Source organism: Micromonospora sp. NPDC126480, from assembly GCF_040302465.1.
Lineage (GTDB): Bacteria > Actinomycetota > Actinomycetes > Mycobacteriales > Micromonosporaceae > Micromonospora.
In genome coordinates this window covers 95,007-108,812 of record NZ_JBEORU010000023.1, presented here as the reverse complement: position 1 = coordinate 108,812, position 13,806 = coordinate 95,007, and the positions used below count along the sequence as shown (strand labels likewise).

The window sequence follows — 13,806 nt, the reverse complement described above, 5'->3', positions numbered from 1 at the left end:
CCCGCAACCACACAGACCTACAGCTTCCACGCCGACATCACAACCTTCGAAAAAGGGCTTGCCTCCCGGTCACGGCGCTAAACGCAACGGTGTTGCCTCACACATCTCGGGCTCGCCCTCACCACGTCGCCCTGGGTCGCCTCGGCCGTCCTCTTCGTCTTCGGGGCGCACGGGTTCGTCTGGGGCGCCACCTCGCTGACGGTCCGGCAGCGGGCCGTCCCGACCCACCTCCAGGGCCGGGTGAACAGCATCAACGCCATCAGCACGTACGGCGGGCTGGTCGCCGGGTCGGCGATCGGCGGGCTGCTGGTGACCCCCTTCGGGGTGACCGGGCCGTTCTGGTTCGCGTTCGCCGGCTCGGCGGTGCTGGTCGTCCTGCTGTGGCGCGAGTTCACCCGCATCGCGCACAGCGACGAGCCGGCCCCGGCCCCGCCGCCGGCCGTCCCGGCCGCCGGCTGACCTGCCGCCCGCCCCGGCCGCCGGCTGACCTGCCGCCCGTCCCGGCCGCCGGCTGACCTGCCGCACGTTAAGAAGGGGCCCCTCTACTACCGGAGGCGTTAAGAAGGGGCCCTTCCTTGCAGGCGGCGGCGGTGCAGCGCCAGGCCGGCGGTGACCGCCCCGGCGACCAGGCCGGCGGCGGCCGTCGACGGGACGGCGATCTTCACGGCCCGGCGGCCGGTGCGGAAGTCCCGCACCTCCCAGCCGCGCCGGCGGGCCTCGCGCAGCAGCGCGGCGTCGGGGTTGACGGCGACCCCACGGCCGACCGCGTTGAGCATCGGCAGGTCGTTCGACGAGTCGCTGTACGCGGTGCAGCGGGACAGGTCCAGCCCTTCCACGGCGGCGAGCTGGGTGACCGCCTCGGCCTTGGCCGGCCCGTGCATCAGGTCGCCGACCAGCCGCCCGGTGTACGCGCCGTCGACCACCTCGGCCACGGTGCCGATCGCGCCGGTCAGGCCGAGCCGGGCGGCGAGCACCCGGCCGATCTCCACCGGTGCGGCGCTGACCAGCCAGACCCGCTCCCCGGCGTCGAGGTGGCGCTGCGCGAGGCGGCGGGTGCCGCTCCAGATCCGGGGCGCCATCAACTCGTCGAAGATCTCCTCCGCGAGGCGCTCGACGTCGTCCACCCGCCAGCCCTCGATGAAGGCGAGAGCCGCCTCCTTGGCCTGCGACATGTCCCCGGCGTGCTCGGTGGCGAGCACCCGGAACCGAAGCTGCTGCCACGCGAACCGGAGCAGGTCACCGGTCGTGAAGTAGTTGCGTGCGGCGAGCCCGCGGGCGAACCAGTAGATCGAGGCGCCCTGCATCATCGTGTTGTCGACGTCGAAGAAGGCGGCGGCGGTCCGATCCGGCGCCGCGGGCGGGGCTTCCGTCTCCGCCCAGCCGGCGGTGTGACCGTGGGTGTCGGTGCTGACCGTCACCTTACGGCTGCGGGCCACGCGCCCTCCCTCCGCTGTGTGGGCGCGCTGTGCGCCACCTGCGAGGGTAGCGGGGACGACGGCCCGACCGGGCACTCGACCGGGCAACTGTGGTGAGGCTCCTGCGGCCCGGATCGGGCTGGCCGGTGGGCCCGCGTCAGCGGCCGGCGGGGCAGGTGGCCGGTGCCGGGCCGAGCGCGTCGCTGCCGACCGGCGCCGGCAGGCCGCACCCGATGGCGGCGCGCAGCGCGTCGGAGCGCTCGCGGACGTCGTCGAGCAGGGCGAGCGAGCGGCGGGTGCGGTCGCGCTCGGCGCGGGTCCCGTCGTCGAGCAGGGCGCTCACCGCCTCCCGCTGCGCGGTCACGAAGGCGTTGACCGCGTCGAGCGCCGCCGGGTCGGAGCGCTGCGCGGCGGCACCGGTCAGCAGGCGTACGCCCTGGCGGGTGTCGGCGTCCATGTCGTCCAGGACACCGCTGTAGCCGGTCCGGTCGCCGCGCAGCTCCGCTGCCTCGTCCAGCCGGGTGCGGGCGAAGTTGAGGAAGAGCTGCCCGCGGCTCACGTCCGAGCTGGTGAACGCGAGCTGGGCGCGTTCGGTCGAGCGCTTCATGCCGTAGAGGGCGTCGCCGGGCACCGCGTTCTCGCTGGCGGCCGAGATGCCGGAGACGGCGACGGCGCCGACCGCGATGCCGATCAGGATGGCGCCGCGGGCCCGGGCCCGTCGCGCGGTGACCGCCGGGACGAGGCCGGAGCGGCTGGTCGCCGAACGGCGGCCGGCCGTCGCGGCGGCTGCCTTCGGGGCAGGCTCGCCGATGCCCTCGCGCTCGGCGGTGGCCAGCAGCATCGCCCGCAGGCCGGTACGGAACTCCGGGTTCACCGCCACGGGCGGCGGCGCGGCGCTGAGCCGCTGCCCGACCGCGACGAGGGTGGCGAGTTCGTCGTCCATCCGGGACCGCACGTGGTGCCGCCGGCCGCCGTTGGCCTCGTCGAGAAGCTGCGCGAAGCGCTCCGCGCGCCGACGGGAGAAGAAGAGGTCGCTGTCCACCGCTGGCACCTCCTCTCGCTGGACACGGCCGGTCGGCCGCGGTCGTCACCGGCGACCGGTGACGGCGGACACCACAGGGAGGCTCGTGGCCGGCGATGGTGCCGGACCTGAGGAACCCGGGGGGACGCCGGGAATGAAACGGTCGCACCCGGAAAAACGCGCCGCACCTGGCATGGGTTACGGGGCTGGCGGAGGAGAAATCACGCAAAGTGATCGGTCTCACTCGAGCGCCGACGAGGTGGACCTGCCCGTACGCCGACCGGCCGGTCGGGCGGACTACGGCTGGAAGCCGTCCGGGAGCAGGCGCGCCAGGGCCCGTACCGCCCGGTACTGCAACGCCTTGATCGCGCCCTCGTTCTTACCCATCGCCCGCGCGGTCTCCGCCACCGAGAAGCCCTGGAGGAAGCGGAGCACGATGCACTCCTGCTGCTCCGGGTTGAGCTGCTTGACGGCGCTGAGCAGGGCCACGTTTGTGATGTGCTCGACCACGGCGGCCTCCGGGCTGCCCTCCGGCCCCCGGTCCTCCCGGTCCGCGTCGAGCACGTCGCCGGTGGTCACCTCCAGGCGGTACCGGCCGGACTTGAAGTGGTCCGCCACCAGGTTGCGGGCGATCGTCACCAGCCAGGCGCCGAGGTCCCGGCCCTGCCAGGTGAAGCTGCCGATCCGCTTGAGCGCGCGGAGGAAGGTGTCGGACGTGAGGTCCTCCGCCAACTGACGGTTGCCGACGCGGAAGTAGACGAACCGGAAGACCGTGTCCACGTACCGGTCGTAGATCAGGCCGAACGCCTCGGCCTCACCGGCCTGCGCCCGCTCGACGAGCGCCCAGACCTCGGTCGCCGGGTCGGACGGGTCGGGGCGGCTCGGGAAGCCGGTCGTGGTGGCGGGGGCGCCGGCGGGTACCGCCGGCAGCACCGCGGTCTCGGTGGAGGAGGAGTCGGCCGCGGCGGGCGGGTCGGCCGACCGCCGGCCCTGCACCGGCATGGTCGGGCGGGCCGGCGACGCGATCCGGCCGCCGACCGGCTTGGCGTTGCCGCCCGGTGTCGCCGGCCGCGCCGGAGCCTCGTTCTGGTGCGGGCGGCTGCGGATCCGGCTGGACCCGCTGTCACCGCGGGTGACCAGGGTGCCCGTGTCCTCCACGGGCACCCGGGCGGCCGGCCGTTCGTTCACGGCGGGCCGGGGCGTCGAACTGGTCAGGCCGACGGGCCGCTCCGCGTATCCGAAGGTCGTCATCGGGCCACCTCCGTTCCGCCGCGGGCGCGCCGCGCCTGTCGCGGGCAGTGGCTGGGCACGCGTCGGTCCGGCAGTGCGGGTCGGGGGTGTGCCGCCGTACGGCAGCTCCCCTTGAGGTGCTGGTCCAATGCGCTGACGGGCACGGGGGCCTCCTCGGGCTGAGGGGTGTCGACTCACGGCAAATGGGGTGAGCCGACCCGAGTGATGATAGGGCCAACGTCACCCGCGCGTGGCAAGTCCGTTACACAGGGCCGAAGTATTTCCCGCTGTGTCGCACGAATGGCGGACCGGTTGTCCGTCGTGTGCGGTTGACTTTCGGATTCCACGATGGTCCGTGCCGGATTCCCAGGTAGATGCTGCATCCGCTGGCTGTCTCGGTGGTTCGCGCCAGCCGGTCGGCTGAGGGCGGGTCGGTGTGTCGGCCGGCGCCGACGTGTCCTGTGGACGGGACCGGCGATGTCACAGGCAGGCTACCTGCCCGGTCCCGTCGCCGGGACCGACCGAGTCGGAGCTGTCCGAGTTGTCGACATCCGTCGATTCAGGACCCCGCCGCCCGGGCCGTTCCGGCGTGGCCGGTCACCGTCCGCTGTGCCAGACTCAGCGACCGTGCAGGACGCAACCGGGGGTTCCGCGACGAACCTCGCCGACCGGCTCCGTCGAGCCGCCGCCGCGCACGGCGACCGCACCGCGCTGCACTGGCGCGGAACGTCGCTGACCTGGTCCGAGCTGGACGCGGCGGTGACCGTCACAGCCCGGGCGCTGGCGGCGCGGGTGGCGCTCGCCGACCCCCACCCGCCCCGGGTCGCGATCGCGCTCGGCAACACGCCGGACTTCGTCGTCAGCTTCCTCGCCACGCTGCGCGCCGGGCTGGTCGCGGTGCCGGTCAACCCCGGCCTCACCACCCGGGAGCTGTCGCACGTGCTGGCGGACTCGGGCGCGTCCGTCCTGATCGGCACCCCTCAGGTGGCCGACCGGGTCGCCACCGTGTCCCACGCGCTGCCGTCCCTCTCCGCCGTGCACACCGCGCCGCCCGGTGCCGACGGCGGCGGCGACTTCCCCGCCCGGGGCGGAGCGGACCTGGCCGTACTGCTCTACACGTCCGGCACCGAGGGGCACCCGAAGGGGGCGATGCTCGCGCACCGCGCGCTTGCCGCCAACCACGAGCAGGTCGCCCGGATCGAGCCGCCCGTGGTCGGCCCCGACGACACCGTGCTGCTGGCGCTGCCGCTGTTCCACGCGTACGGGCTGAACTCGGGGCTCGGTGCGGTCGTCCACCATGGCGCGACCGGGGTGCTCGTCGACGAACTCGGCGCCGACGCCGGGCTCGCCGAGATCGCCCGGCACCGGGCCACCGTCCTGGTCGGCGTACCGTCGATGGTCGCCGCCTGGTCCACGACGGACGCCGCCGCCGCCCTCGCGTCGGTGCGGATCGCGGTCTGCGGCGCGGCGCCGCTGGAGCCGGCGGTCGCGGCGCGCTTCACCGAGGTCGCCGGGCTGCCGGTGCACGTCGGGTACGGGCTGACCGAGACCGCCCCCGTGCTCGCCTCGACCCTCGTGAACGGCGAACCGAAGCCCGGCTCGATCGGCCGCCCGCTGCCCGGGGTGGAGCTGCGGCTGGTCGCGCCGGACGGGACCGACCTGTGGCGCGACGGCGCGGCCGTGCCCGAGGACGACGCCGACGAGCTGGACGTGTCCGACGTCGCGCCCGGCACCGACCCGGGGCAGATCGTCGTGCGGGGGGCCAACCTGTTCTCCGGGTACTGGCCGGACGGGCGGGGTGGGCCGGACGCCGAGGGCTGGTGGGCCACCGGCGACGTGGCGTACGCCGACGACGACGGTGACCTCTTCCTGGTCGACCGGATCGGCGAACTGATCCTGGTCAACGGCTTCAACGTCTACCCGCACGAGGTGGAGCTGGTGCTCGACGGGCACCCGGGTGTGGCGGAGTCGGCGGTACTGGGTGTGCCGCACCCGCGGACCGGCGAGACTGTGCACGCGTACGTGGTGCCGCGGGCGGGGCAGGAGGTGACGGTGGAGGAGCTGCTGGTGCACTGCGCCCGCAACCTCGCCCGGTTCAAGTGCCCGGCGGTCGTCGAGTTCGTCGACGAGCTGCCGCACTCGGCCATCGGCAAGGTCCGCAAGACACTGCTCCGGTCCCCGGCCGGGGCCGGCACGACGGAGGAGACCCATGCGTGAACCCCGCCTCACCCTGATCACCCGGCCCGGCTGCCACCTCTGCGAGGACGCGAAGGCGGCGATGGACCGGGTGGTGGCGGTCACCGGGGACCGCTGGGTCGAGAAGGACGTGACCGGTGACCTCGAGCTGGAGCGGGAGTACGGCGACCGGCTGCCGGTCGTGCTGCTCGACGGCAAGGAGCACGGGTACTGGCGGGTCGAGGAGGAGCGGCTGCTGCGCGACCTCACCACCCCCCAGCTCTGAGCGCGCCGCCGGTTAGGGTGCGGCGATGACCCCTGCGCGCCCCCACCTGGTGTGGGACTGGAACGGCACCCTCCTCAACGACCTGGACCTCGTCGTGACGGCCACCAACGCCGCCTTCGCCAGCGTCGGCGGGCCCGCGGTCAGCCCCGACGAGCACCGGGTCCGGTTCCGCCGGCCGGTCGCGGACTACTACGCGGAGGTGCTCGGTCAAGCCGTCGACGACGAGGCGTTCGGCCGGCTCGACCGGATCTTCCACGACGCGTACCGCAACGGGCTGACCACCTGCGCGCTGGCGCACGACGCGGTGGAGGCGATGTCCTCCTGGCCGGGCGGGCAGTCGCTGCTGTCCATGTGGTTCCACGACGAGCTGGTGCCGACCGTGCACACCTACGGGCTGACCGGGCACTTCCTCCGGGTCGACGGGCTGCGGGCGGAGGTCGGCGGGGACCGCAAGGCCGAGTCGCTGGCCCGGCACCTGACCGAGCTGGGCGTCCGCGGTCGGGACGTGGTGCTGATCGGCGACTCGCTCGACGACGCCGACGCGGCCCGGTCGGTCGGTGGCCGCGCGGTCCTCTACACCGGTGGTTTCACCGACCCGGCCCGGCTGCGGGCCTCCGGCCACCCGGTGGCCGAGACCCTCACCGACGCGGTGAAGCTGGCCCGGGACCTGTAGGTGGGTCAGGTGCGGAGGTAGGTCAGGACGGCCCGTACGCGGCGGTGCTGCTCGGTGTCGGGGGGCAGGTCGAGCTTTGTGAAGATGTTGCGGACGTGCTTCTCCACCGCCCCGTCGGACACCACGAGGGTGCGGGCGATCGCCGTGTTGGAGTGCCCCTCCGCCATCAGGGCGAGCACCTCGCGCTCGCGCGGGGTCAGGTTCCGCAGCGGGTCGTCGCGGCGGCGGCGGGCGAAGAGCTGAGCGATCACCTCGGGGTCCAGGACGGTGCCGCCGCCGGCGACCCGTTCCAGCGCGTCGAGGAACTCGCCGATGGCGGCCACCCGGTCCTTGAGCAGGTAGCCGATCCCGGCGCCGGTGGCGAGCAGGTCCTCGGCGTACGACACCTCGACGTACTGGGACAGCACCAGGATCGGTGTCCGGGGCACCCGGCGGCGGGCCTCCACCGCGGCCCGCAGGCCCTCGTCGGTGTGTGACGGGGGCATCCGGACGTCGACGATCGACACATCCGGCCGGTGCTGCGCCACCGCCGTCACCAGGGCGTCCCCGTCACCGACGGCGGCCAGCACCTGGTGATCGCGTTCGGTGAGCAGCCGGACCAGCCCCTCCCGGAGCAGGACGGCGTCGTCGGCGATCACGATCCGCATGCACGGATGTGTACCACGCGCCGCTCACAGCGGGAGTTCGGCGTGCACGCCGGTGGGGCCGCCGGCCGGGCTGGTCACGCCGAGCCGGCCACCGGCCGCACGGACCCGGTCCGCGATGCCGGCCAGCCCGTGCCCCTTGGCCAGGTGCGCGCCGCCCTGGCCGTCGTCGTCGACGCCGACCCGCAGCCGCGGCCCGTCCCGCTCCACGGTGACCCGGCACTCGGTGGCCCGGCTGTGCTTCGCCACGTTGGTGAGCGCCTCGGCGACCACGAAGTACGCCGTGCTCTCCACCGCCGGGTCGAGCCGGCCGCCCGGCTCGCCGAGCGCGGGGTCGACCCGCAGCTCGATGGGGATCAGCCCGCGCCCGGCCAGCGCCGCGAGCGCGCTCGGCAGCCCCCGGTCGACGAGGATCGGCGGTGCGATGCCCCGGGAGAGGGAGCGCAGCTCGGCGAGGGCCTCCCGGGTCTGCCCGACCGCCTCGTCAAGCGTCCGGCGGGCCGCCTCGGGGTCGGAGGCGAGCTGCTCGCGGGCCCGGCTGAGGTCCATGGCGAGCCGGACCAGCCGCTGCTGCGGACCGTCGTGGATGTCCCGCTCCAGCTTGCGCAGTGCGCTGGCCTCGGCCGAGACGGCCGCGCGCTTCTGCTCCTCGAGGGTGGTGATCCGGTTGCGCATCTCCGCCACCCCGGTCAGCAGCGAGCGGGCCAGGCCGCCCTGGATCCGGGCACAGGCGCGGGCCACCAGCGGCAGGGTGAACAGGGCGAACACGCCGATCGCGGTGTTCAGGAAGATGCGGGGACCGGAGCCGTCGCCCATCCCGAGGAGCTCGCTCAGGTCCTGGTCGCCCGGGCCGCGCGGGATCGCCCAGTCGTACGCGCCGTAGAGAGTGCCGGCGACCGCGAGCGCCCACCAGACGAGCAGCACCACGAAGGTCGGCAGTGCCGCCAGCAGCTTGCCGAGGGCGTGCAGGAGGTCGAGCCAGGACTGCAGGTCGCGCATCGGCACCAGGACCCGGCGCCAGAAGCCCGCGCCCGGCTCGGGTGCCCGGTAGACGGGGCGGACCCGCGGCTGGTGCAGCACGGCGGGGAGCCGGAGCCGCTCGACGTCGGCCAGCACCCGTGCCGCGTACAGCGTGCCGGCGAGGACCGGCAGGCCGAGCGTGGTGACCAGCAGGCCGGCGCTGAGCGAGATCCCGGCCACGGCCAGCACGAAACCGACAAGGGCCAGGGGCAGGCCGAACAGCACGTAGCCCGAGTCGCGCAGGAGCTGGCGGACGAGGCTGCGGGCCGGGGTGGTGGGCGACGGCGCGGTGGCGACGGGTACGGCGGTCATGTCACCGAGGCTAGGTAGGCGTGCGGCCCGCTCCCATCCCGTACGCCGGTCTCTGCCTGGGGGTGCTGGCCCTACCTGCTGTGATGTGGAGCGACGCGCCCGCGCGCGATTGGTCAGAGAAGTCGTAATTGAGCAATAATCGCCGTGCGGCGTGGGCGAGAGCCGCCAGATCGATCTTGCGGAATGGAGGGCCTGGTGACGCCGCGTCGCACGCGACCAAGATCGCGATTTGTGCGTGTCTTCACAAGCGCCTACCCTGTAGTTCCGACGCGCCCTGCTAGCACAGCCGGCAACCTCGGTCGCCAGCGGGAGTCCCGACGCGGCCGACCGGCGGAGTTGGCCCAGGATCGCACCGCACGGAGTCTCATGAGTCAGCACCGCCCGCCAGGCGGGCCCGACCGCCCCGCCGCCGTGCCGGCGCTGCCGGACCTGCCGGAGGCGACCGTGGCCCGGCTCCCCGAGTACCTCCGTGCCCTGCACAACCTGGCTGAGACCGGTCACGAAACCGTGTCCAGCGAGGGCCTGGCCAGCGCCGCCGGGGTGAACTCCGCGAAGCTCCGCAAGGACCTCTCGCACCTCGGGTCGTACGGCACCCGCGGCGTCGGCTACGACCTGGCCCTGCTGATCGAGCAGATCGAGTACGTGCTCGGGCTCACCCAGCGACGGTCGGTCGCCCTGGTCGGTGTGGGTAATCTCGGTCACGCCCTGGCCGGCTACGACGGTTTCGCCACCCGCGGCTTCCGCATCGCCGCGCTCTTCGACGCCGACCCCTCGCGGGTCGGTGAGGAGATCGGCGGCCTGGTCGTCCGGCACGTCGACGACCTGCCCCGGGTCGCCGCCGAGGAGTCGATCGCCATCGGCGTGATCGCCACCCCGGCCGCCGCCGCGCAGCGGGTCGCCGACCAGTTGGTCGCCGCCGGCGTGACGAGCATCCTGAACTTCGCGCCCTGCGTGCTCTCGGTGCCCGACGGGGTCGACGTGCGCAAGGTCGACCTCGCGATCGAGCTGCAGATCCTGTCCTTCCACGAGCACCGCAAGGCGTCCCTGACCGCGCTCCCCGCCACCGGCGGGTCCACCCTCACCGCCCTGCCCGGCGGGCTCGCGGTCAACGACCCGCAGGAGGCGACCGGCACGTGAAACTGATCGTCGTCGGCGCGTCCTACCGCACCGCACCGGTCGCCACGCTGGAGCGGCTCGCGGTCGCGCCCGCCGACCTCACCCGCACCCTGGACCGCCTGATCGCACAGCCGTACGTGACCGAGGCCGTCCTGGTCTCCACCTGCAACCGGGTGGAGGTGTACGCCGCCGTGTCCGGTTTCCACGGCGGCCTCGGCGACATCTGCGTCGTCCTGGCCGAGCAGGCCGGCTGCCGGCCCGCCGCTCTCGCCAACAACCTCTACGTGCACTTCGACGCCGCCGCGGTCGACCACGTCTTCCGGGTCGCCGCCGGGCTGGACTCGATGGTCGTCGGCGAGGCCCAGATCCTCGGCCAGCTCCGTGACGCGTACCACTGGGCGTCCGGCGCGGACACCGCCGGCCGGCTGCTGCACGAGCTGATGCAGCAGGCGTTGCGGGTGGGCAAGCGCGCCCACTCCGAGACCGGCATCGACCGGGCCGGGCAGAGCGTGGTCACCGCCGCCCTCGACCTCGCCGCCGAGCTGCTCGACGGCGACCTGGCCGGCCGCCCGGCGCTTGTCGTCGGCGCGGGGGCCATGGGTTCCCTGGGTGTGGCGACCCTCGCCCGGCTGGGCGCCGGGCCGCTCACCGTGACCAACCGCGGCGCCGACCGGGCCGTCCGGCTGGCCGAGTCGTACGGCGCCGCCGCCGCTCCGATGGCCGAGCTGACCACCACGCTCTCCACAGTGGACATCGTAGTCGCCGCCACGGCCGCCACCGAGGCGGTCCTCACCCGCGACGTGGTGACCCGGGCGCTCGCCGCCCGGGACCGCGACCGCGGGCCGCTGGTGCTGCTCGACCTCGCCGTACCGCGGGACGTCGAGCCCGGCGTCGCCGGCCTGCCCGGCGTCGAGGTGATCGACATCGACCGGATGGCAGCGCTGGTCGCCGAGGGCCCGGCCGCCGCCGACGCCGCCGCCGTGGAACAGATCGTCGCCGCCGAGGTCGACGCCTTCCTCACCTGGCTGCGGGGCGCCGACGTCGCGCCGACCGTGGCCGCGCTGCGCGGCCGCGCCGAGGACGTGGTCAGCGCCGAGCTGCGCCGGCTGGCCCAGCGGCGCCCCGACCTCACCGACGACCAGCGCGCCGAGGTCGCCCGGACGGTGCACCGGGTCGTGCAGCGCCTCCTGCACCAGCCAACCGTGCGGGTCCGCCAGCTCGCCGCCGAACCCGGTGGCGACCAGTACGCGGCCCTGCTGCGCGAGCTGTTCGACCTCGAGGTGCCGCAGACCTCCCCGGTCGACACGGTCCCCGACGTGGTGGACGCCACCGTCGACGACTACCCGCCCACCGGAGGTGAGCGATGAGCACGCCCCTGCGCCTCGGGACCCGGGGCAGCGCCCTGGCGATGGCCCAGTCCGGGCACGTCGCCGAGGCCCTAACCGCGGCCACCGGGCGTCCGGTGGAGCTGGTCGAGGTGGTGACGGCCGGCGACCGGTCGAACGCCCCGGTGCACCGGCTCGGCGTCGGCGTCTTCGTGTCGGCGCTGCGGGACGCCCTCGCCGCGCGCACCATCGACTTCGCGGTGCACTCGTACAAGGACCTGCCCACCGCGGCGGCGCCCGGCCTGCACGTCGCGGCCGTGCCGCCCCGGCAGGATCCGCGCGACGCCCTCATCGCCCGCGACGGCCGCACGCTCGCCGAGCTGCCGCCCGGCGCGCGGATCGGCACCGGAGCGCTGCGCCGCATCGCCCAGCTGCACGCGCTCGGGCTGCAGCTCGAGGTCCAGCCGATCCGGGGCAACGTCGACACCCGCCTGGCGCGGGTGCTCGGCCCGGAGGCCGACCTGGACGCGGTCGTGCTGGCCCGGGCCGGGCTCGCCCGGCTGGGCCGGGCCGACGTGATCACCGAGACGCTCGACCCGATGCTGATGCTGCCGGCGCCCGCCCAGGGCGCGCTGGCCGTGGAGTGCCGAATCGACGACCAGGACCTGGTCGGGCTGCTCACCGTGCTCGACCACGCACCGTCCCGCGCCGCCGTCGTCGCGGAGCGGGCGCTGCTGGCCACCCTGGAGGCCGGCTGCAGCGCACCGGTCGCCGCCTACGCCGAGCTCGCCGAGGGCGACTCGGGTGAAGAGATCTACCTGCGCGGGGCGGTGATCAGCCCGGACGGCACCCGTGACCTCCGGCTGTCCCGCACCGGAACGCCCGCCGACGCGGCGGAGATCGGCAAGGCACTCGCCGCCGAACTCCTCGACCTCGGCGCCGACTCGATCCTCGGCCAGGAAGGACACACCGGCCCGGGGACCCAGCAATTTGGGAGCACAGAATGACCCGCACCCGTAAGCCCGTAGGCCGCATCGCGTTCGTCGGGGCCGGTCCCGGCGACCCGGGCCTGCTGACCCGCCGGGCGCACGACGCCCTGGTCGACGCCGACCAGGTGGTGTACGACCGGGGAGTCCCCGAGTCGCTGCTCGACGTCGTCCGCGCCCAGGCGAAGGAGGACGCCCAGTTCAGCCCGGCGGAGGGCGCGCCGGGTGACGTGGCGAAGGTGCTGATCTCGGCGGCGCGCTCCGGGCTGAACGCGGTGCACCTGGTCGCGGGCGACCCGTTCGGCCACGACTCGGTGGTCAAGGAGGTGCAGGCGGTCGCGCGTACCGCCGCGCACTTCGAGGTGGTCCCGGGCGTCGGCCAGGCCGAGGGGGTGGCCACGTACGCGGGTGTGCCGCTGCCGGGCGTGCGCACGGCGGCCGACATCGAGGACGTCACCACGCTGGACTTCGAGGCGCTGGCCGCCGCCGTCGCACGGGGCTCGCTGGCGCTCGCGGTGGACGCCGGTGATCTCGCCGCGATCCGCGACGGGCTGCTCGCGGCCGGGGTGGACGGCACGACCGCCGTGGGCGTGACCGGCGACGGCACCGGTGAGACGCAGTACACGACCACGTCGACCGTGGACTCGTTCGTCGCGGCGGCACTCGGCTTCACCGGCCGGGTCGTGCTCACCCTCGGTGACGGTGTCGGCCAGCGGGACAAGCTCAGCTGGTGGGAGAACCGCCCGCTGTACGGCTGGAAGGTGCTGGTACCCCGGACCAAGGAGCAGGCCGGCGTGATGAGCGCCCGGCTGCGCGCGTACGGGGCGATCCCCTGCGAGGTGCCGACCATCGCGGTCGAGCCCCCGCGTACCCCCGCCCAGATGGAGCGGGCGGTCAAGGGCCTGGTCGACGGCCGGTACGCCTGGGTGATCTTCACCTCGGTGAACGCCGTCCGGGCCGTGTGGGAGAAGTTCGCCGAGCACGGCCTCGACGCCCGGCACTTCGGCGGCGTCAAGATCGCCTGTATCGGCGACGCGACCGCCGACGCGGTGCGCGCGTTCGGCATCCAGCCGGAGCTGATCCCGTCCGGCGAGCAGTCGTCGGAGGGCCTGCTGGCCGAGTTCTCGCCGCACGACGAGGTGCTCGACCCGGTCGGCCGGGTGCTGCTGCCGCGCGCCGACATCGCCACCGAGACGCTCGCCGCCGGGCTCACCGAGCGCGGCTGGGAGGTCGACGACGTGACCGCGTACCGCACGGTGCGGGCCGCGCCGCCGCCGGCCGAGATCCGCGACGCGATCAAGTCCGGCGGGTTCGACGCGGTGCTCTTCACGTCGTCGTCCACCGTCCGGAACCTGGTCGGCATCGCCGGGAAGCCGCATGCGCGTACCGTTGTCGCTGTGATCGGGCCCAAGACGGCGGAGACCGCGACCGAGTTCGGCCTGCGGGTCGACGTGCAGCCGCCGCACGCCTCGGTTCCCGACCTGGTGGAGGCGCTGGCCGCCTACGCCGTCGAGCTGCGGGAGAAGCTCGCCGCCATGCCGGCGAAGCAGCGTCGCGGCTCGAAGGTGCAGGGGCCGACCGCCCTGAGGTTCCGCTGACCCTG

The 13,806-nt window shown here is 74.4% G+C and carries 12 protein-coding genes and 1 pseudogene; 8 read left to right on the top strand and 5 right to left on the bottom strand.

Going from position 1 to position 13,806, the window contains the following annotated elements; all coding sequences use genetic code 11:
- Positions 1-96: 96 nt before the first annotated feature.
- A pseudogene (locus ABTW87_RS21230) lies at positions 97-459 on the top strand (MFS transporter); the annotation flags it as partial.
- A gap of 98 nt (positions 460-557) precedes the next feature.
- Here ABTW87_RS21230 and ABTW87_RS21225 read toward each other — a convergent pair.
- The 3 genes from ABTW87_RS21225 to ABTW87_RS21215 all read right to left on the bottom strand — a co-directional run bounded on the left by ABTW87_RS21225 (position 558) and on the right by ABTW87_RS21215 (position 3,687).
- Positions 558-1,436 (bottom strand): HAD family hydrolase, encoded by an 879-nt coding sequence (locus tag ABTW87_RS21225; protein ID WP_350652607.1) that lies wholly within the window; start codon positions 1,434-1,436, stop codon positions 558-560.
- Positions 1,437-1,572: 136 nt separating this feature from the next.
- Positions 1,573-2,457 (bottom strand): DUF5667 domain-containing protein, encoded by an 885-nt coding sequence (locus ABTW87_RS21220; RefSeq protein WP_350652605.1) that lies wholly within the window; start codon positions 2,455-2,457, stop codon positions 1,573-1,575.
- 276 nt (positions 2,458-2,733) lie between these two features.
- Positions 2,734-3,687 (bottom strand): ECF subfamily RNA polymerase sigma factor, BldN family, encoded by a 954-nt coding sequence (locus ABTW87_RS21215; RefSeq protein WP_350652604.1) that lies wholly within the window; start codon positions 3,685-3,687, stop codon positions 2,734-2,736.
- Positions 3,688-4,293: 606 nt separating this feature from the next.
- On the opposite strand from ABTW87_RS21215, the gene ABTW87_RS21210 reads away from it, so the two are divergent.
- The 3 genes from ABTW87_RS21210 to ABTW87_RS21200 are packed head-to-tail and all read left to right on the top strand — an operon-like array spanning position 4,294 to position 6,800.
- Positions 4,294-5,883 (top strand): AMP-binding protein, encoded by a 1,590-nt coding sequence (locus tag ABTW87_RS21210; protein WP_350652602.1) that lies wholly within the window; start codon positions 4,294-4,296, stop codon positions 5,881-5,883.
- Positions 5,876-6,127, top strand: a complete 252-nt coding sequence (locus ABTW87_RS21205; RefSeq protein WP_350652601.1) for a glutaredoxin family protein — start codon at positions 5,876-5,878, stop codon at positions 6,125-6,127. The genes ABTW87_RS21210 and ABTW87_RS21205 overlap by 8 nt, the downstream gene beginning before the upstream one ends.
- 25 nt (positions 6,128-6,152) lie before the next feature.
- Positions 6,153-6,800 carry an HAD family hydrolase gene (locus ABTW87_RS21200; RefSeq protein ID WP_350652599.1) on the top strand — a complete coding sequence of 216 codons (648 nt, stop codon included), beginning with the start codon at positions 6,153-6,155 and terminating at the stop codon, positions 6,798-6,800.
- Between the two features lie 5 nt (positions 6,801-6,805).
- On the opposite strand, the gene ABTW87_RS21195 is transcribed toward ABTW87_RS21200, so the two are convergent.
- A complete protein-coding gene (locus tag ABTW87_RS21195) occupies positions 6,806-7,447 on the bottom strand; it encodes a response regulator (RefSeq protein WP_350652597.1) in 642 nt (213 codons plus the stop codon).
- A gap of 24 nt (positions 7,448-7,471) precedes the next feature.
- Positions 7,472-8,776 (bottom strand): sensor histidine kinase, encoded by a 1,305-nt coding sequence (locus ABTW87_RS21190; RefSeq protein WP_350652595.1) that lies wholly within the window; start codon positions 8,774-8,776, stop codon positions 7,472-7,474.
- Between the two features lie 366 nt (positions 8,777-9,142).
- Between ABTW87_RS21190 and ABTW87_RS21185 the strand changes: the two genes are divergently transcribed.
- Genes ABTW87_RS21185 through ABTW87_RS21170 form a run of 4 tightly spaced genes read left to right on the top strand, consistent with a single transcriptional unit; the run spans position 9,143 to position 13,801 of the window.
- A complete protein-coding gene (locus ABTW87_RS21185; protein ID WP_350652594.1) occupies positions 9,143-9,913 on the top strand; it encodes a redox-sensing transcriptional repressor Rex in 771 nt (256 codons plus the stop codon).
- A complete protein-coding gene (locus tag ABTW87_RS21180; RefSeq protein ID WP_350652592.1) occupies positions 9,910-11,259 on the top strand; it encodes a glutamyl-tRNA reductase in 1,350 nt (449 codons plus the stop codon). The genes ABTW87_RS21185 and ABTW87_RS21180 overlap by 4 nt, the downstream gene beginning before the upstream one ends.
- Complete coding sequence (gene hemC / locus ABTW87_RS21175; protein WP_350652590.1) at positions 11,256-12,224, top strand: hydroxymethylbilane synthase; 969 nt, start codon at positions 11,256-11,258, stop codon at positions 12,222-12,224. Before ABTW87_RS21180 ends, hemC begins: the two co-directional genes overlap by 4 nt.
- The gene (locus ABTW87_RS21170; protein ID WP_350652589.1) at positions 12,221-13,801 is read left to right on the top strand and encodes a bifunctional uroporphyrinogen-III C-methyltransferase/uroporphyrinogen-III synthase; all 1,581 of its coding nucleotides are present in this window, start codon (positions 12,221-12,223) and stop codon (positions 13,799-13,801) included. Before hemC ends, ABTW87_RS21170 begins: the two co-directional genes overlap by 4 nt.
- Positions 13,802-13,806: the final 5 nt, after the last annotated feature.

Coding starts and splice junctions, on each gene's coding strand:
- ABTW87_RS21205 (WP_350652601.1), top strand. CDS start 5,876: ATGCGTGAACCCCGCCTCACCCTGATCACCCGGCCCGGCTGCCACCTC.
- ABTW87_RS21190 (WP_350652595.1), bottom strand. CDS start 8,776: ATGACCGCCGTACCCGTCGCCACCGCGCCGTCGCCCACCACCCCGGCC.
- ABTW87_RS21215 (WP_350652604.1), bottom strand. CDS start 3,687: ATGACGACCTTCGGATACGCGGAGCGGCCCGTCGGCCTGACCAGTTCG.
- ABTW87_RS21195 (WP_350652597.1), bottom strand. CDS start 7,447: ATGCGGATCGTGATCGCCGACGACGCCGTCCTGCTCCGGGAGGGGCTG.
- ABTW87_RS21185 (WP_350652594.1), top strand. CDS start 9,143: ATGAGTCAGCACCGCCCGCCAGGCGGGCCCGACCGCCCCGCCGCCGTG.
- hemC (WP_350652590.1), top strand. CDS start 11,256: ATGAGCACGCCCCTGCGCCTCGGGACCCGGGGCAGCGCCCTGGCGATG.
- ABTW87_RS21170 (WP_350652589.1), top strand. CDS start 12,221: ATGACCCGCACCCGTAAGCCCGTAGGCCGCATCGCGTTCGTCGGGGCC.
- ABTW87_RS21200 (WP_350652599.1), top strand. CDS start 6,153: ATGACCCCTGCGCGCCCCCACCTGGTGTGGGACTGGAACGGCACCCTC.